This is a genomic window from Cupriavidus pauculus, from assembly GCF_002858765.1.
Lineage (GTDB): Bacteria > Pseudomonadota > Gammaproteobacteria > Burkholderiales > Burkholderiaceae > Cupriavidus > Cupriavidus pauculus_B.
The window spans coordinates 342,701-359,305 of record NZ_PJRP01000002.1 but is presented as its reverse complement, the minus strand read 5'-3'; the positions used below and the strand labels follow the sequence as shown (position 1 = coordinate 359,305).

17 protein-coding genes are annotated in these 16,605 nt (G+C 66.1%); 8 read left to right on the top strand and 9 right to left on the bottom strand.

What is annotated here, in order from left to right; all coding sequences use genetic code 11:
- Window positions 1-191 precede the first annotated feature (191 nt).
- From thiL to CYJ10_RS06475, 3 genes are all read left to right on the top strand, one after another.
- Entirely contained in the window at window positions 192-1,172 is a 981-nt protein-coding gene (thiL, locus tag CYJ10_RS06485; protein ID WP_101680685.1) for a thiamine-phosphate kinase, read from the top strand.
- Between the two features lie 102 nt (window positions 1,173-1,274).
- Window positions 1,275-1,856 carry a phosphatidylglycerophosphatase A family protein gene (locus CYJ10_RS06480; RefSeq protein WP_101680684.1) on the top strand — a complete coding sequence of 194 codons (582 nt, stop codon included), beginning with the start codon at window positions 1,275-1,277 and terminating at the stop codon, window positions 1,854-1,856.
- A gap of 51 nt (window positions 1,857-1,907) precedes the next feature.
- Window positions 1,908-2,405: a CinA family protein gene (locus tag CYJ10_RS06475; protein WP_101680683.1), complete on the top strand. Its 498-nt coding sequence runs from the start codon at window positions 1,908-1,910 to the stop codon at window positions 2,403-2,405.
- Between the two features lie 163 nt (window positions 2,406-2,568).
- On the opposite strand, the gene pyrF is transcribed toward CYJ10_RS06475, so the two are convergent.
- Entirely contained in the window at window positions 2,569-3,387 is an 819-nt protein-coding gene (gene pyrF / locus CYJ10_RS06470; RefSeq protein WP_101680682.1) for an orotidine-5'-phosphate decarboxylase, read from the bottom strand.
- A 223-nt stretch (window positions 3,388-3,610) separates the two neighbouring features.
- Between pyrF and CYJ10_RS06465 the strand changes: the two genes are divergently transcribed.
- Window positions 3,611-4,495, top strand: a complete 885-nt coding sequence (locus CYJ10_RS06465; RefSeq protein WP_101680681.1) for a DMT family transporter — start codon at window positions 3,611-3,613, stop codon at window positions 4,493-4,495.
- A gap of 471 nt (window positions 4,496-4,966) precedes the next feature.
- Window positions 4,967-5,929, top strand: a complete 963-nt coding sequence (gene corA / locus CYJ10_RS06460; protein WP_066732294.1) for a magnesium/cobalt transporter CorA — start codon at window positions 4,967-4,969, stop codon at window positions 5,927-5,929.
- 27 nt (window positions 5,930-5,956) lie between these two features.
- On the opposite strand, the gene mtgA is transcribed toward corA, so the two are convergent.
- From mtgA to mpl, 8 genes are all read right to left on the bottom strand, one after another.
- Window positions 5,957-6,658: a monofunctional biosynthetic peptidoglycan transglycosylase gene (gene mtgA, locus CYJ10_RS06455; protein ID WP_101681053.1), complete on the bottom strand. Its 702-nt coding sequence runs from the start codon at window positions 6,656-6,658 to the stop codon at window positions 5,957-5,959.
- Between the two features lie 81 nt (window positions 6,659-6,739).
- Window positions 6,740-7,618: a shikimate dehydrogenase gene (gene aroE / locus CYJ10_RS06450; RefSeq protein WP_101680680.1), complete on the bottom strand. Its 879-nt coding sequence runs from the start codon at window positions 7,616-7,618 to the stop codon at window positions 6,740-6,742.
- On the bottom strand, window positions 7,618-8,553 hold the full coding sequence (locus CYJ10_RS06445) for an energy transducer TonB family protein (RefSeq protein ID WP_101680679.1): 936 nt from the start codon (window positions 8,551-8,553) through the stop codon (window positions 7,618-7,620). Before CYJ10_RS06445 ends, aroE begins: the two co-directional genes overlap by 1 nt.
- Window positions 8,554-8,673: 120 nt before the next feature.
- The gene (locus CYJ10_RS06440) at window positions 8,674-10,791 is read right to left on the bottom strand and encodes a ribonuclease catalytic domain-containing protein (RefSeq protein ID WP_101680678.1); all 2,118 of its coding nucleotides are present in this window, start codon (window positions 10,789-10,791) and stop codon (window positions 8,674-8,676) included.
- Between the two features lie 165 nt (window positions 10,792-10,956).
- Entirely contained in the window at window positions 10,957-11,697 is a 741-nt protein-coding gene (gene fabG, locus CYJ10_RS06435) for a 3-oxoacyl-ACP reductase FabG (protein ID WP_101680677.1), read from the bottom strand.
- The gene (locus CYJ10_RS06430; protein WP_101680676.1) at window positions 11,694-12,344 is read right to left on the bottom strand and encodes a chorismate--pyruvate lyase family protein; all 651 of its coding nucleotides are present in this window, start codon (window positions 12,342-12,344) and stop codon (window positions 11,694-11,696) included. Before CYJ10_RS06430 ends, fabG begins: the two co-directional genes overlap by 4 nt.
- Complete coding sequence (locus CYJ10_RS06425; RefSeq protein WP_101680675.1) at window positions 12,341-12,940, bottom strand: YqiA/YcfP family alpha/beta fold hydrolase; 600 nt, start codon at window positions 12,938-12,940, stop codon at window positions 12,341-12,343. Before CYJ10_RS06425 ends, CYJ10_RS06430 begins: the two co-directional genes overlap by 4 nt.
- A 17-nt stretch (window positions 12,941-12,957) precedes the next feature.
- Window positions 12,958-14,337, bottom strand: a complete 1,380-nt coding sequence (gene mpl, locus CYJ10_RS06420) for a UDP-N-acetylmuramate:L-alanyl-gamma-D-glutamyl-meso-diaminopimelate ligase (RefSeq protein WP_101680674.1) — start codon at window positions 14,335-14,337, stop codon at window positions 12,958-12,960.
- Between the two features lie 149 nt (window positions 14,338-14,486).
- Between mpl and CYJ10_RS06415 the strand changes: the two genes are divergently transcribed.
- From CYJ10_RS06415 to aroQ, 3 genes are all read left to right on the top strand, one after another.
- Window positions 14,487-15,170: a UDP-N-acetylmuramate--alanine ligase gene (locus CYJ10_RS06415; RefSeq protein WP_101681052.1), complete on the top strand. Its 684-nt coding sequence runs from the start codon at window positions 14,487-14,489 to the stop codon at window positions 15,168-15,170.
- A gap of 67 nt (window positions 15,171-15,237) precedes the next feature.
- On the top strand, window positions 15,238-15,792 hold the full coding sequence (locus CYJ10_RS06410) for a TlpA family protein disulfide reductase (protein WP_101680673.1): 555 nt from the start codon (window positions 15,238-15,240) through the stop codon (window positions 15,790-15,792).
- Between the two features lie 240 nt (window positions 15,793-16,032).
- On the top strand, window positions 16,033-16,512 hold the full coding sequence (aroQ, locus tag CYJ10_RS06405; protein WP_101680672.1) for a type II 3-dehydroquinate dehydratase: 480 nt from the start codon (window positions 16,033-16,035) through the stop codon (window positions 16,510-16,512).
- Window positions 16,513-16,605 lie beyond the last annotated feature (93 nt).

Genomic DNA, 16,605 nt, shown 5'->3' with positions numbered 1-16,605 from the left:
AGATCACGGGCCGGCTCCACGAACCCGTTGTCTCCGCTTGTACGCGCTTAAGGATTTGCACGCTTAAGGATGGCGCATTTTATATTGTGAAAAACTATTTCACAATGGGCGTTTTGCGCGGGGCACCTTTGCGTTTCGGTACAATATGCCGCATGCCGATGGGCTTGACCAGCCGGTATGCTCCCCACCTGATGCCAAATCCCACCCCCGCTTCCCTGTCCGAATTCGATCTGATTCGCCGGTTCTTCACGCGTCCCGTCCGCAAGGCCGCGCTGGGCGTGGGCGATGACTGTGCCTTGATCGACGCCCGCCCGGGCCATCAGCTCGCCATCAGCACCGACATGCTGGTCAGTGGACGCCACTTTTTTCCGGATGTCCCCCCGCGCTCGCTGGGGCACAAGGCGCTGGCCGTGAATCTGTCGGACCTGGCCGCGATGGGCGCCGAACCGCGCGCCTTCACGCTGGCGCTGGCGTTGCCGGAGGCCGATCCTGCCTGGCTTGAGGCCTTTGCTGGCGGCATGCTGGCGTTGGCTGACGACCACGGTTGCGAGCTGATTGGCGGCGATACCACCAAGGGTCCTCTGACGCTGTCGATCACGGTATTTGGCGACGTGCCGCCGCGGCAGGCCCTGCGGCGCGATGCCGCGCGCCCCGGCGACGATATCTGGATTTCCGGCACGCTGGGTGATGCACGGCTGGCGCTGGGCGATTGCCGCGGCGAATGGCTGCTGCCCGAGCCCGATTTCACGTTAATCCGTCCGCGCATGGACACGCCCACGCCGCGTGTGGCGCTGGGCATGGCGCTGCGCGGCGTGGCGCATGCCGCACTTGATATTTCCGACGGCCTGATCGGCGACCTGGGCCATATCCTGGCGCGCTCATCGGTCGGTGCGATCCTGGAGGTCGACGCGCTGCCACGATCCGAGGTGCTCGGTGGACAGCCGCTGGCACTCCAACGCGAATGCGTGCTGGCCGGCGGCGATGACTACGAGCTGTGTTTCACCGCCCCGGCGGGCAATCGCGAAGCCATCGCTGGCATCAGCCGGCAACTTGGCCTGCCGCTCACCCGTGCTGGCTCGATCACATCGGAAGCCGGCCTGCGCATCGTCGACGGCGATGGCAACCCGTTCACGTTCACGGGCGCGTCGTTCGATCATTTCAGCGCTCCGTGACACATCGCCCGCAAGCCGTGTCATGATGCCAGCCATGCGCGCAACAGGGAGAGGTGCAAGCTTGCGCGCCATATATCACTAGAAAGTCGAGCCAGGTTCTTGATGTCCGCTTACCCCCCCGGGGCCGCGCCGCGCGACCCCGCCAATCCTGCCGAGCCCGCCACGCTGGAAGCCGGCCAGACCGCCAAGGTCATGCGCCCGACCGCCCGCTTCATGCTCGGTCATCCCGCCCGCCTGATTGCGCTGGGCTTTGGCTCCGGCCTGTCACCGGTGAGCCCGGGCACGGTCGGCACGTTGTATGGTTGGCTGTCGTACGTCGTGATCTCGATGTGGATCGAGCCGAACACGTGGCTGTGGATCATCGCCGGCGGGTTCGTGGTAGGCATCTGGGCCTGCCTGCGTACCGCGCGCGACATGGGCGTGTACGACCACGGCAGCATGGTCTGGGACGAGATCGTCGCCTTCTGGCTGGTGCTGGTGTTTGTCATGCCCACCGGCTTCTGGGGTCAGTTCGCGGCCTTCGTGTGGTTCCGATTCTTCGATATCGTCAAGCCGGCGCCGATCCGCTACTACGACCGCACGCTCAAGGGGCCCGGCTTCACCGGCGCGTTCGGCGTGATGTTCGACGATATCTTCGCGGCGTTCTATACGCTGCTCGTCTTTGCCCTGTGGCGCTCGTTCTGAGCGCCCGCCCCTTTCTTCATCACTGCTTCAGGATCTCGGGGAACCGTCGCCATGTCCGTCAGCCGCCTGCTTGACCAGCTTGCCATCCAGGCCGGAGTCACCCTTGCGGAACGCTCGCTCATGCTGGCCACCGCCGAGTCCTGCACGGGCGGGCTGGTAGCGGCGGCCATCACCGATGTATCGGGGTCGTCAGGCTGGTTCGAGCGAGGCTTCGTGACCTACTCGAACGAAGCCAAGACCACCATGATCGGCGTGCCCGCGAAGCTGATCCGCGACCACGGCGCGGTCAGCGAGGAGGTGGCCCATGCCATGGCCGAAGGTGCGCTGCTGAACAGCCGCGCCCAGGTGTCGCTGTCGATCACCGGCGTGGCGGGGCCGAACGGCGGCTCGCCGGAAAAACCGGTGGGTATGGTCTGCTTCGGCTGGAGCAACCGCATCACCACCCGCACCGAGACCCAGCGCTTCAAGGGCGACCGCGCCCAGATCCGCCGCCAGGCGGCCGAACACGCGATGCGCGGGCTGATCGAACTGATCCGGAACGAGGAATAAGCTGGGCTTTGCTCACCTCTCCCGCCTGCGGTGTACATGCGGAAGAGGGGTGGGGGGAGCGGGTCAGCGACTCAAGTCAGACAAGTCGCAATTTGAACCGCCGCGCCCTCTCCCGCGGCCCCTCTCCCATTTCATGGAGAGGGAAGAAAACACTTCCAGCCATTCAACCGTGGCGATAACGGTTGATCGTCTCGCGCGTCTGCAGCGCCACGTTGCGGGCGGCGGTGGCAAAGTCCTTGTCGCGGCTGGCGTACAGGATCGCGCGCGAGGAATTGATCATCATGCCGGTGCCATCGGCCGTGCGGCCCGCCTTGACGGTGGCCTCGATGTCGCCGCCCTGGGCACCGATGCCCGGAATCAGCAGCGGCATGTCGCCCACGATCTGGCGCACCTTGGCGATTTCGTTCGGGAAGGTCGCGCCCACCACCAGGCCCATCTGGCCATTGGTATTCCAGCGCTCGCGTGCGGCTTCGGCCACCACCTGGTACAGCGGCTTGCCGTCGACCTGCAGGAACTGCACGTCCGAGCCGCCCGGGTTCGACGTCCGGCACAGCACGATCACGCCGCGGCCCGGATGCGCCAGGTACGGCGACATCGAATCGAAGCCCATGTACGGGCTGACCGTCACCGCGTCGGCCTTGTAGCGATCGAAAGCCTCGATCGCGTAGTGCTCGGCCGTCGACCCGATATCTCCACGCTTGGCGTCGAGGATCACGGGAATCCCGGGATGCGCATCGTGGATGTACTCGATCAGCTGCTCGAGCTGGTCCTCGGCGCGCTGCGAGTGGAAATAGGCAATTTGCGGCTTGAAGGCGCAGACCAGGTCGGCCGTGGCGTCGACGATTTCGCGGCAGAACGAAAAGATCGCCCCGCCGGTGCCGGTCATCGACAGCGGCAGCTTGGACGGGTCCGGATCGAGCCCGACACACAGCAGGGAATCGTTTCGCTGCCAGGCATTGGACAGCAACTCGGTAAAGGTCATGGAAGGCTCGGTATTCGGGTGAAGCCGGCGGCCCGGCTGTGTTCGGCAGTCTTCACAGCATAACGCGGGTCGGCGCCGGCCGGTTGGCGCGGCGGGGCGAACAAGGCATCCCGCGGCCCAGCATATGGCGTGGGCGGCATTCTACCTGCTGGCGTGATATTGTCTGGAGCTTCCGCTTAAAAAGAGCGGCCCCATCACATCAGGTCGCCGCCTCACCTGCGCCATGCAACTCGACCGCCGCGGTCTCACCCTGCTCGTCATCCTGACCATCGCCTGGGGCCTGAACTGGCCGATCATGAAACTCGGCGTGGCACACTTCCCGGCCATGGGATTCCGGCTGCTGTGCATGGCCGGCGGGCTGGTGGCGCTGGGCCTGGCACTGAAGCTGCGCGGTGATTCGCTGCAGGTGCCGCGCCAGGCCTGGACCACGGTGGTCAAGCTGGCCATCCCGAACATGGTGATCTGGCACCTGTTCGCGATCTGCGCGGTCAAGCTGCTGTCGTCGGGCCGCGCGGCCATCCTGGGCTACACCATGCCGATCTGGGCCGTGGTCTGGGGCCTGCTGATCTTCCGCGAACGGATTGCGCTGTCGGCGTGGATCGGCATTGCCTGCGCGCTGACCGGCACGGTGCTGCTGCTGTCGGGCGAGATCGCCGCGCTGACCGGCAGCCCGGCCGGCACGCTGCTGATGCTTGTAGCCGCCGCCGGCTGGGGCTTCGGCACCCAGTTGATGAAGCGCACGCAGATCGATGTGCCGATCGGCGCGCTGACCTTCTGGATGCTGGCTGTCACGCTGCCTTTCCTGGCCGTCGGATCGCTGCTGTTCGAGACCGGCTGGCGCATGCCCACCGGCATCGAATGGGCCGCCATCGCCTACAACGCCGTGGTGGTCTTCGCATACTGCCACCTGGTCTGGTTTGCGCTGGCGCGCAGCCTGCCGCCCGTGGTGTCCAGCCTGTCGATCATGTTCATCCCCGTGGTGGGCGTGTTCTCGGGCATGTGGCTGCTGGGCGAGACGCCGCACTGGCAGGACTACGCGGCCATCGCGCTGATGTTCGCGGCGCTGTCGTCCGTGATGCTGGCCCCGCTGCTGCGGCGGCGCCTGTGAGCAACACCGGCGCAGAGATTTCGCTTAACAAGCCCCCCCGCGTTGGATTACACTCGCGGCCATCAGAATCCCGGAGAAACTACGTGGGCAGTAGCATCGGGTGTTCGGGTTGTTGCGGCCAGGCCGCGTCATCGCCGGATGCCATGTCACTGCGGGCTGCGTAACGCCGATCCGCGCGGGGCCATTGCCCTGCTCGTCGCCGTACTTGCCCGCAGACACCTGCGGGTGAGTGTGTCTTTCCGTTCCTCCTGCGGCCGCCTGCCGGCCGCCGCGCGCTGCGGATCTTCCCTCCCCCGGCTTGCCAGCCAGATACAGGCAACAGGCAAACGTCATCGCCTTGCAACGGACAGGCATCCGCCGTCCGCACGCAGCGCGATCACGCTTGCCGGCCGCCCATGGTCGCTTTGCTGGCGATGCCTTGCCTGCGCCTGTTGCCGGACAACGCGCAATCAGTAACAAGGAATCCAAGGGATGATCAATCTGTTCGTCCTGCAGAAAGGTCGGCTTGCCCAGGAGCAGGTCGACGAGCGCAATGAGCTGCTGCAGCACAAGCCCATCTGGATCGACGTGGTCAGCCCCGACGACGAGGAGCTGGCATGGATCAAGGAAGCCTACGGCGTAGTCCTGCCGGAACTCGAAGACCTCGGTGACCTGGAGGCATCGGCGCGCTATTTCGAGGGCGAGGACGAGAACATCCATATCCGCACCGACTTCCTGCTGGCGGAAGACGAGGCGTCGCGCAACGTGCGCGTGGCGTTCGTGCTCACGCGCGACGTCCTGTTCTCGATCCACGACGAAGACCTGCCCGTGTTTCGCCTGGTGCGGCTGCGCGCCCGGATGCGGCCCGGATCGGTGCGAAACGCCAAGGACGTGCTGATGGATCTCTACGCGACCGACGCCGAGTATTCGGCCGATTCGATCGAGGAGATCTACGAGCGGCTGGAAGAAGCCAGCCGCCGCGTGCTGGCCGAGAACGTGACCGATGCCGCCGCCGCCGACGTGCTCGAAACCATCGCGCGCGAGGAAGACTTGAACGGCCGCATCCGCCGCAACGTCATGGATACGCGCCGCGCGGTGTCGTTCCTGATGCGCAGCCAGCTATTGTCGGCCGAGCAGCAGGACGAGGCCCGCCAGATCCTGCGCGACATCGATTCAATCGAGAACCACACCGCGTTCCTGTTCGACAAGATCAACTTCCTGATGGACGCCACGGTCGGTTTCATCAACATCAACCAGAACAAGATCATCAAGCTGTTCTCGGTGGTGTCGGTGGCGCTGATGCCGCCCACGCTGATCGCCAGCATCTACGGCATGAACTTCAAGCTCATGCCGGAGCTGGACTGGGCCATCGGCTACCCGTGGGCCATCGCGCTGATGGCCGTGTCGGCGGCGATTCCCCTGGTGTATTTCAAGCGGAAGGGCTGGCTCAGCTGATCGGGATGAAAGGCGACGACCGGGCGCTCAGTCCGGCAACGTCGCCGCACCCATGCGCCGGGCGATGATCGATGCCTTGACGCGGAAGTTCACGCGCACGTTGGCGCAGTATTCCTTCTTGTCGAAGCACTTCGGCGCGGGCAACGCCGCCGCCAGCCGCGCGGCCTGGCCCACGGTCAGCTTCGACGCCGAGGTGTGGAAGTAGTGCTGCGCGGCAGCCTCGATACCGAACACCCCCTCGCCCCACTCCACCGAATTCAGATAGATCTCGAAGATCCGCTGCTTGTCGAGCCAGAATTCGAGCATCCACGTGATGGCCAGCTCCTGGCCCTTGCGCACGTAGTGCTGCTCCGAAGACAGGAACAGGTTCTTGGCCAGCTGCTGGGTAATCGTAGATCCGCCACGTTCGATATGGCCGCGCTTCTTGTTGCGCTCCCATGCGTCCAGCATCGCATCGAGTTCGTAGCCGGGATGGTTGACGAAGTCGGCGTCCTCGCTGGCAATCACCGCGCGCTTGATGTTGCGCGACATCTGGTCGTAGCCCACCCACTTGCGGTCGATCGAGCAGCTCCAGAAATTGAAGCCGCACAGGCGCCAGCGCTCGGCCCGCATGAACGACGTGGATGACGGATTCAGATATTGCCAGGCGGCAATCTGCAGGAAGAAGTACAGCTGCAGGGCCAGCACGCCAAGGATCAGACATTCGCCCAGATAGCCAATCCAGCGCAGCGGATTGGCCGCGCCGGATGCCCTGGCCGGTGCGCGCGCGGCGCCGCTTCGCTGGCGTGCCAAGTCGGCTCCGCGCGTGGATCAGCGGGCGGCTTCGGCCTGCAGCGCGGCGCGCAGCTCGGCCAGGACCGGGGCGGTGCTCGGACGCACGCCGCGCCAGTTGTAGAACGCCTCGGCGGCCTGTTCCACCAGCATGCCCAGCCCGTCCGACGTGCGAGCGCCGCACTTGGCCGCGTAGGTCAGGAACACGGTCGGTTTGGCCCCATACATCATGTCGTAGGCCAGCACGCCCTCGCCCAGCAGGTAGTCGGGCACCGGCGGCAGTTCGCCTTGCAGGCTGCTGGCCGATGCATTGATGACCACGTCGCAGGCCTCGTCATCGGACAGCGCGCTCAGCGCATCCAGCCCGCCGGCCCACAGTTCCACGCCGTACTCGTCGGCCGCTTCCACGAACGCCTCGACCATGTCGCTGGCCTTCTGCGCCGTGCGGTTGGCCACCACGATCCGCGCCGGGCGGCACTCGATCAGCGGCAGCAGCGCGCCCATGGCCGCGCCGCCGGCGCCCAGCACCAGGATGCGCTTGTCTTCCAGCAGCACGTCGAGGTTGTCCTGGATGTCGCGCACGAGGCCCACGCCGTCGGTATTGTCGCCGTGGATCAGCCCATCCTCGATCCACATCGTGTTGACCGCGCCTGCCGCTTCGGCGCGCGGCGTCAGGCGGTCCGCCAGGTCATAGGCTTCGAGCTTGAACGGCGTGGTCACGTTGAAGCCATGGCCGCCGTCGGCCAGGAACTTGCGCACGGTGTCGGCAAACGCGTCGAGCGGCGCCTCCAGGCGATCGTACTGGACGGCCTCGCCGGTCTGGCGCGAGAACGCGGCATGAATGGCCGGCGAGCGGCTGTGCGATACGGGGTTGCCAACCACGACGTAGCGGTCGGCGGATTGCTGTTCTGCGGTCATCAGCGTCCTTGCAGGCGGACGTCGAGCCCGCTGCGCGTGAACTTGAAAGTGGAAATGACTTCGAGGATGTCCTGCTTCGACTGCATCTCGGGCGTGAAGGCGCCGAACGGTGCAGCCGCGCGGACAATGGCCACGGCCTGGCGGTCGAGCGCGGGATCACCCGAGCTCTTGGCCACGTCGATGGACTCGACGTTGTAGCCGTCGCGGTTGTAGCCCAGCTTGCCCAGGCGGTTCACGTTGATCACCAGGATCAACTGGCCATAGAGAGGCTTGCCGTTTTTCTGCGGAAAATCGCTCGTGCCGCGCGCCTCGATCCTGCGACGCAGGCGGTCGTAGTACTGGGCATAGTCCACGCCCTGTGCACTGGTGGCCGTCAGCTGCATGCGCTTGGGCCGCTTGGCGTATTGCTCCAGGTTGCGGCCGATCTCGGCTTCGAGCTTGGCCATCTCGTCGGTGGAGGTGCGGTCGTCCTGCCCGCGTGTCGGGGTATCGGTGCGCTGTTCGCCCGGCTTCATCGGCTGGCTGCGTACCGACGGCGCGGCCTCGCGGGCCTGCGTCATCAGGCGGCGCTGCTCTTCTTCAAGCTCCTGCAGCCGGCGCTGCGTCAGCTTGACGAGGTCGCCTTCCTTCGATTCGGTCTGCGCCGGCAGCGGCGTGGTGGCGCGCTGGGCATCGTGATCGCCGCCGCCATCCAGGTTGGCCTGCGCCAGCACGGTCGGGTTGCGCGGCTTCTCGGCGGATTTCGAGTTCACCAGCACCACGTCCAGCTGCGGGTCGGAACGCTTGATCTCGAACACCTCCGGTGCGGCAATCCGCACCATCAGCAGCACCGCGTGGATGGCCACGGACACGACTAGCGCCTTGACCAGCGTGCTGCTGGATTGCCACCAGTCGCGCGGATGCGTGTGGCGGGAGGCTGGGAGAACGGCGTTCACGATGGGTCAGGAACCTGGGCGGTCGGAATGGGGGGCTCGCTCGAAATCCGGCCACCCCACGGCGGAGGGGGGCCGGAACGGACTTCGATTGTACGGGAGCCGCCCCGTTTACCGAAGGACTCAGGCGGGGGGGTTGGCGTCGGTGTCGCGTTGCGCCGACGCATCGTCGTCATCCTGGCCCGCCTCCGGGCTGGCGCCACCCTCCGCGGCGGCTTCCGACGCATCTTCGGCAGCCGCCTCGGCCGCGGCCTCGGCGGAAACCTCGGCCAGTTCGTCGTCGCCCTCGCCGCTGTCGCCCTCGAGCTCTTCCTCGGGCACCTCGCCCTCACCGGCGAAGATTTCCAGCACACGGCACGACACGTCGAGCGAAATCTCGTCGGTTGACGCAATCTCCAGCAGCACCTGCGTGCCGCGCGTGGCCTGCATCAGTTCCGGCACGCGGGCCACCAGCGGAATCGGGGTGAAGCGCACCGCGCCGTCCTTGAGCACGGTGGCCACCAGCTTGTCGCGGCCCTCCTGGGCCAGCCAGCGCAGGCACCAGTAGCGCTCCATGGTCGACTGGTGGTCGGCATAGGCGGCATAGGTGCCCTCGAAATCGGCCACGGCCGCCAGCAGGTCGGCGTCCTTGGGCTTGAACGGCGCCACCAGCTTGGCCGTAACGCCATGCTGGGCCACCGCCAGGATCTGCCACTGGTTGACCAGATCGACATAGCGCCGCAGCGGCGACGTGCTCCACGCGTACTGCGCCACGCCCAGGCCCTCGTGCGGCGCCGGGTAGGTCTGCATGCGCGTGCGGTGCATGCCCCAGGCCTTCTGCGTGCGATAGATGCCCGGCACGCCGTGATCGGCCAGCAGCTTGCCCCACGTGCTGTTGGCCAGGATCATCAGCTCGGCCACGATCTTGTCCAGCGGCGACCCACGGCGGCGCTGCTCGATGCGCACCCGCTCGCCGCCATTCGCCATAGGGTCGATATAGAAGTTGAAGTCCGCACGGTTGTGCGTTTCCGGACGCAGGCCGCTGGCCAGACGCGCCTTCTGGCGCTCGTCATGCAAGTGGTTGGCCAGCCGGAACAGCTCGGTCAGCGCCTCGCGGAACGGGTAGTCGCCCGTGCCCGCCGCCAGTGCCTGCTCGGTCACCACATTCTCAAGCAGGTTGTGGCGCAGGTTAGCGGCAATCGGCACCAGCTCGGCGCGCGTTTCGCTGCCCAGGATGGTCACGCCGTCGATGCCGTCCATGTCCACCGTCACATAGAGCGACAGGGCCGGACAGGTGCGCCCTTCCTGCAGTGTGTATTTGTCCACAACGCTGTCGGGCAGCATCGTGATCTTGTCGCCCGGGAAGTACACGGTGGACAGCCGCTGGCGCCCGATGGCGTCGAGCGGCTCGCCGCGCTTGATGCCCAGCCCCGGGGCGGCGATGTGGATACCCACCCGCAGCTTGCCGTCGGGGGTGCGCGTCACCGACAGGGCATCGTCGATTTCCGTGGTCGTGACGTCGTCGATCGAGAATGCCTGGACGTCGGCCAGGGGCAGGTCGCCGCTGGGATCGGGCACGTCCACGTCGGGGAATCCGGTGCCTTTCGGAAAGCATTCGGCCAGGAACTTGGCCTCGTGCAGGGCGCGCGGGCTTTCCACGCCGCCCACCGCCACCATCAGCCGCATCGGCGTCATGCCCAGTGCCGTGCAGGCGGCATCCATGGCCTTGAATTCGAGGCTGTTCTTGTCCGGCTTGAACAGCAGTTGCAGCACCTTGCTGCGGAACGCTTCGGGCAGCTTGCGCGCCTTGAGCTGTTCCTCGTACTCGCCCTGCAGGAGCAGTTGCTGCTTCTTGCGCTCCACTGCGGCCAGCGCGGCCTTGAGCTGGTCTTCCGGAGCGCGCATGTAGCGGCCGCGGCCCTTGCGGCGGAAATAGACGGGGTTGCCATGCAGCGCCATGGCCAGCGCGGCCTGCTGCACGGCGCCGGCGTCGGCGCCGTAGTACTCGGCGGCCAGCTCGCCGAAGCCGAATTCCTCGGCCGGCGCGCATTCCCAAAGGAAGTCGAGATCGATCTCGGCGGTCAGTTCGCCGGTTTGCCGCACCATTTCGATTGCCGAAGGCTGGGCAAACTGCAGCAGCACGTCCTTGGCCTTGACCTTGGTGCGCTTGCCCGCAGGCAACTCGACCTGGTAGGCCTCGCCCTGTTGGGCAAGTACGGTGCCGGCGCGAATCTCACCGCCTTCTTCAAACAGCAACTGCATGGATCGGTACTTTCAGAAGTGCCGGGACACGTCGGCGTGGAGTGCACTATAGCGCGCAAAACACGACGGGGCCGGGCGGATATACGACCCGGGATGATACCGCACCCCGCCTTGCGGCAACGGCGGCGCTCCCGGGCCAGAAAAGGCCTGCCGGGGCCTGGAGGTTCAGAGCGACATGCCGCCGCTGGCCTCGATCGTCGTGCCGTTCACGTAGCTGGCGTCGTCGCTGGCCAGGAACGCGTAGATGGCGGCGATCTCCGCCGGCTCGGCCAGGCGGCGCATCCAGCAGTGTTCCTTCATGCCATCGAGCACCTTGTCGGGCACGCTCTGCAGGATCTCGGTGTTCACAAAGCCCGGGCACACCGCGTTCACGCGCACGCCCTTCGGGCCCAGTTCGCGCGCCCAGGTCTTGGTGAAGCCGATCACCCCGAACTTGCTGGCCGCATAGTTGGTCTGGCCAAAGTTGCCGTACAGGCCAACCACGCTCGACGCGTTCAGGATCACCCCCTTGCCCTGCTCCGTCATGACGGCGGCCACGGCCTGGGCGCAATGGAACACGCCCTTGAGGTTGACGTCGATCACGGCGTCGAACTGCGCTTCGGTCATCTTGGCAAGCCGCGCGTCCTTGGTGATACCGGCGTTGTTGACCAGGATGTCGATGCGGCCATGGCGCGCCAGCGTGGCGGCCACCACGCCGTCCACTTCGTCGCGGCTGGTCACGTCGACCTTGTGCGCGTCGACGCTGACGCCCGTGGCGGCCAGGCGTTCGGCGGCCTCGCGCACGCGTGTTTCATTCACATCGCAAAGCACCAGCTTCGCGCCTTCGGCGGCAAAGCGCTCCGCCGTGGCAAACCCGATACCGGCGGCTGCACCGGTGATGATGGCGACCCGTCCTTCCAATTTCATGATGCTTGTCTCTCTTCCTTGCTGTGTGTGTCGATACGGCGGGGCAGTCTGGTGCCGCCCGCGCCAATATTGGCAGGCGCCGCCCGCGTCAGCAGGTCTGGCAGAAAGACCTCTGTCACGAGCATGGCGCCGCCGCCGCGCCGGAATACCGAGCGCCGCGCGGGCAGCATCGGCACCGACGCAAACGCCGGAAACACCCGCTGCAGCGCCTGGCGCAGCGGGTGGTTGATCGAAAGTCGTGCGAACTGGAACGGGTCGCGCCGCACCCTTGGATCCACGAACAGCGCACCGCCCAGCGGACGGTTGCCCAGCCCGCGCAGGAACGGCCAGTCGCGGCGCGCCCGGTACGGATCGACGATGGTATGAGCAAAGACCGCCGGCACTTCGTCGCAGATCAACAGCACTTCGCGCGTGATGGCCGGTACCGGCCGGATCAGGCCGAGCGCCTGCCATTCGTCGGCAAACGGCAGTTGGGGCCCCTGCGCCAGCCGTTGCACGCGGAAGCGTGACGATGCCGACATCAAGCGGGCTGTCAGCGACCCCTCGCCGGCAATCCAGCGGCGCTGGTTCAGCGGCATGGCCGTGTCATGCGGCAGATGGGCGTGCCAGACGGCGCGCAGGCCCTTGAGGCCGCTCGCGCCCGTCATACCTGGCGCTTTCCGCCTGGTACATAGCCGCAGAAGGCCAGTACATCGTCGACGTAGTCGTCGAATTCGCTGATACCGTGATCGCTGCCTTCGATGATGCGGATGTTGGCGCCCGGGGAGGCCTCGACCATCTCGCGATAGTCCAGCACCTCGTCGCCGGTGGCGGCCAGCAGGTAATAGCGTTCGGGCCGCGTGATGGTGTCCACACGCAGCGCCAGCAGTTCCTGCAGGTGTTCGGGCCGGACCACGACTGACCCGCCACCGTGGTACAGCGGCTGCTCGCCCAGGTATTTCTCCAGGTCTGTCCACGGATGGATGGCCGGATTCAGCAGCACGGCGCGGCAGCCGTGCTTTTCGGCCAGCCAGCGCGCGTAGAAGCCGCCCAGCGACGACCCGACGATGGCGATGTCGGTCTCGCCGCCCGCGCGAGCGCCACGGATGGCGGCCTCGGCCTGGGCAATCGCCTGGGACGGCGACACATTCAGCGTCGGGCAGGCGAAATACTTCTCCAGGCCCCAGGCGCGCATCCGTTCCTGCACCAGCCGCGACTTCATCGACTGCGGCGAGGACCGGAAACCGTGCAGGTACAGCAGCATGTGATGTCCTACCGTGGTCAGGCCCGGGCCTTGATGGCGTCGAGCAGCTTCTGGTGCACGCCCCCGAAGCCGCCGTTGCTCATCACCAGCACCTGGTCGCCGGGCTGCGCGGCAGCGGTGACCGCCGTGACCAGCGCGCCCAGGTCGTCGAAGGCCGTGGCCTTGTCGCCCAGCGGCGCCAGCGCTTCGCCCAAGTTCCAGCCCAGCGCGTCCTTGCCGGACGGCGCGCCGTAGCCGAACACCAGGTCGGCGGCTTCCAGGCTGGCCGGCAGCTGGGCGGCCATCACACCCAGTTTCATCGTGTTGGAACGCGGTTCCAGCACGGCGAGGATGCGGGCGTTGCCCACCCGGCGGCGCAGGCCGTCGAGCGTGGTCTGAATGGCAGTGGGGTGATGCGCGAAATCGTCGTAGACCGTCACGCCGTTGGCCACGCCGCGCACTTCCATGCGGCGCTTGACGTTGGCAAAGCGGCCCAGCGACTCGATGGCCTGGGCCGGCGGCACACCCACGTGGCGTGCGGCGGCGATCGCGGCAATCGCGTTCATGCGGTTGTGCGTGCCCTGCAGGTCCCAGACCACGGTGCCCTGCAGTTCGTCGCGGAAGTACACGTCGAAGGCGTCCTTGCCGGCCGGCGCGGACGTCCGGGCATCGCCCTCGCGCCAGTCACCCATGCCGAACTGTTCCACCTCGCTCCAGCAGCCACGCTCCAGCACGCTGGCCAGCGCCGGCTCGTTGCCGTTCACGACCAGGCGGCCCTGCCCCGGCACCGTACGCACCAGATGATGGAATTGAGTCTCGATCGCCGCAAGATCCGGGAAGATATCGGCGTGATCGTATTCCAGGTTATTCAGGATGGCCGTGCGCGGGCGGTAGTGGACGAACTTGCTGCGCTTGTCGAAGAAGGCCGTGTCGTATTCATCGGCTTCGATGACAAAGAAGTCCGATTCCGTCAGCCGGGCCGAGATGCCGAAGTTCTGCGGCACGCCGCCCACCAGGAAGCCGGGGTTGTAGCCGGCATCCTCGAGCAGCCAGGACAGCATCGACGTGGTGGTGGTCTTGCCATGCGTGCCGGCCACGGCCAGCGTCCACTTGCCATTCAACACGTGCTCGCCCAGCCATTGCGGGCCCGACACGTACGGCAGGTTACGGTTCAGGATGGCTTCCATCAGCGGGTTGCCGCGCGACACCACGTTGCCGATCACGTACAGGTCGGGGTTCAGCGACAGCTGCTCCGGATCGAATCCTTCGATCAGGTCGATGCCCTGGGCTTCGAGCTGGGTGCTCATCGGCGGATAGACATTGGCGTCGCAGCCGGTCACGCGGTGACCCGCCTGGCGCGCCAGGACCGCAAGGCCGCCCATGAACGTACCGCAGATGCCAAGGATATGAATATGCATGGGAGCTTGGGGAATGCGTGAGGCCGCGGCGGCCGGGCCACGCGGCACTGGAAAGAAGGCTCTGATTGTACCTGCATGCGGCGGGTTCCCCGGGCTGCGCCACCGTGCCACAGACTTCGTTGTCCGGCCATGCGGGTATCATCGACACCATGTCCAGACGTACCCCCTCAGACCCCGGCCGCCTGCGCGAGGAAATCGCCCAGGCCGCCGCGCGCATGATCGCCGAAGATGGCGCCGATTACGCCACCGCCAAGCGCAAGGCCGCGCGCCAGCTGCTTGGCGACATGCGCGTGGCCGGCGAATGGCTGCCCGACAACGACATGATCGAGGAAGAGGTGCGGGCCTACCAGGCACTGTTCCACGGCGAGGACCAGCCGCGCATCCTGGCTCTGCTGCGCCAGTTGGCGCTGCTGGCCATGGACGACCTGGCCCCGTTCCGGCCGTATCTGGTGGGCGCCGTGCTCAACGGCACGGCCACCGAGCATTCCGACGTCTATATACAGTGCTTCTGCGACAGCCCCAAGGACGTGGCGCTGCACCTGCTCAACGCCGGGGTGGATTTCGAGACCAGCGAGAGCCGGCACTTTGCCGGGCGGGCCAACGTGGAGACGCTGAGCTTCCTGTGGCGCGGCCAGTGGCCGGCCCTGCGCGAGGCGCGCCAGCTGGCCGGCGAGGTCCGGGCCACGCTGGGCGCGCCGGTGGGCATCCATATCGCGCTGTATGATGCCGACGACGGACGCGGTGCGGCACGTGTCGACGCCAGCGGTCGCGTGGCCCGCGCGGACGCCAATGCCGTCCGCGCCCTGTTGGGCGAGGCCAGCGGCGGCCATTGATCCCGATTGGGCCGATCGAGGCCCAATCGCCCTATCTATATAGAACTGCCATCAACGTCACTCAAACATGACTGCATCGACGCCCGGTTCCACACCCGCCCCCCGTTCCTCCCTGGTCATCTGGATTGTCGTGGCCATCGTGGCCGCGGCCGCCGGCGTCCTGGTGGCGAATTTCGCGCTGGCCCCCAAACAGCCGTCCGACCAGGCGGTAGAATCGCTGTTCCAGGCAAAAATGCCTGATCCGTCGGGCGCGGAGCTGGATCTGTCGAAGTTTCGCGGCAAGACGCTGGTCGTCAACTTCTGGGCGCCATGGTGCGGGCCTTGTGTGGAAGAAATGCCCGAACTGACCGCGCTGCATGGCGAATACGCCCAGCGCAACGTCGAATTCATCGGCATCGGCATCGATTCCGCCGGCAACATCCAGGAATTCCTCAAGAAAGTGCCGGTCAAGTACCCGTTGGCGGTGGCTGGTTTCACCGGCACCGAACTGGCCAAGAGCTTCGGCAATGCACAGGGCGGCCTGCCCTATACGGTGATCATCACCCCCGAGGGGAGCGTGAAGTACCGTAAGATGGGACGGGTACACGCCGACGAACTGCGCAAGGAATTGCCGAACACCTGAGCCCTCCGGCAACCTGAAACGACCAAATCGCTGGGATCTGCACCGATCTCCGGCCAAAATCCACCGAAAGCACCGCCAACGTGCGGACAAACCCCCATTCCACCGGTTTTTGTGCTTAAAACGGCGCTTTCGGGCTCGGAAATGTCTTAGAGCCGACATGGCGCCTTGTATCCCGTGCTAGACAAATCCCTCTAAGCTACGGTAATCTCCGCGCAATTTCGTTGAACTGGTCGAGCCGCCGTGTCTTCTACCCCTACCGTCAGCCGCTCCGCCCGCTACCGCAAAGTCCTGGTTCTGCATGGCCCGAACCTGAATTTGCTGGGCACGCGCGAGCCGCAGACTTACGGACATACCACGCTGACCGACATCAACGATGCGTTGGCAAAACGCGCGGCGTCCGCAGGCATCGGGCTGGACACGTTCCAGTCCAATCATGAGGGCGCTCTGGTAGATCGCGTTCATGCCGCGCGCGGCGAAGGGGTAGATCTCGTCATCATCAATCCCGCGGCCTTCACGCATACCAGCGTGGCGCTGCGCGATGCGCTGGCCGGCGTGGCAATCCCCTTTGTCGAAGTACACCTGTCCAACGTGCACCGCCGTGAGCCGTTCCGCCATCACTCGTATTTTTCCGATCAGGCGATTGGGGTGATCTGCGGCCTGGGCTGGCAGGGATACCTGCTGGCGCTGGAATACGCGCTGGCGCAGGAGCAGGACAGCTAGCAGCTAGCAACCCGCACCGCCTCTGTTAGAGCGAGACAACCGCGGCCTGGCACGTTTGTGTGGCAGGCCAAATCAATGACTGACCGCCGCCGT

Excerpts from the sequence above, each read along its gene's own strand:
- thiL (WP_101680685.1), top strand. The coding sequence starts at position 192 with ATGCCAAATCCCACCCCCGCTTCCCTGTCCGAATTCGATCTGATTCGC.
- CYJ10_RS06480 (WP_101680684.1), top strand. The coding sequence starts at position 1,275 with ATGTCCGCTTACCCCCCCGGGGCCGCGCCGCGCGACCCCGCCAATCCT.
- CYJ10_RS06475 (WP_101680683.1), top strand. The coding sequence starts at position 1,908 with ATGTCCGTCAGCCGCCTGCTTGACCAGCTTGCCATCCAGGCCGGAGTC.
- pyrF (WP_101680682.1), bottom strand. The coding sequence starts at position 3,387 with ATGACCTTTACCGAGTTGCTGTCCAATGCCTGGCAGCGAAACGATTCC.
- CYJ10_RS06465 (WP_101680681.1), top strand. The coding sequence starts at position 3,611 with ATGCAACTCGACCGCCGCGGTCTCACCCTGCTCGTCATCCTGACCATC.
- corA (WP_066732294.1), top strand. The coding sequence starts at position 4,967 with ATGATCAATCTGTTCGTCCTGCAGAAAGGTCGGCTTGCCCAGGAGCAG.
- aroE (WP_101680680.1), bottom strand. The coding sequence starts at position 7,618 with ATGACCGCAGAACAGCAATCCGCCGACCGCTACGTCGTGGTTGGCAAC.
- CYJ10_RS06440 (WP_101680678.1), bottom strand. The coding sequence starts at position 10,791 with ATGCAGTTGCTGTTTGAAGAAGGCGGTGAGATTCGCGCCGGCACCGTA.
- fabG (WP_101680677.1), bottom strand. The coding sequence starts at position 11,697 with ATGAAATTGGAAGGACGGGTCGCCATCATCACCGGTGCAGCCGCCGGT.
- CYJ10_RS06430 (WP_101680676.1), bottom strand. The coding sequence starts at position 12,344 with ATGACGGGCGCGAGCGGCCTCAAGGGCCTGCGCGCCGTCTGGCACGCC.
- CYJ10_RS06425 (WP_101680675.1), bottom strand. The coding sequence starts at position 12,940 with ATGCTGCTGTACCTGCACGGTTTCCGGTCCTCGCCGCAGTCGATGAAG.
- mpl (WP_101680674.1), bottom strand. The coding sequence starts at position 14,337 with ATGCATATTCATATCCTTGGCATCTGCGGTACGTTCATGGGCGGCCTT.
- CYJ10_RS06415 (WP_101681052.1), top strand. The coding sequence starts at position 14,487 with ATGTCCAGACGTACCCCCTCAGACCCCGGCCGCCTGCGCGAGGAAATC.
- CYJ10_RS06410 (WP_101680673.1), top strand. The coding sequence starts at position 15,238 with ATGACTGCATCGACGCCCGGTTCCACACCCGCCCCCCGTTCCTCCCTG.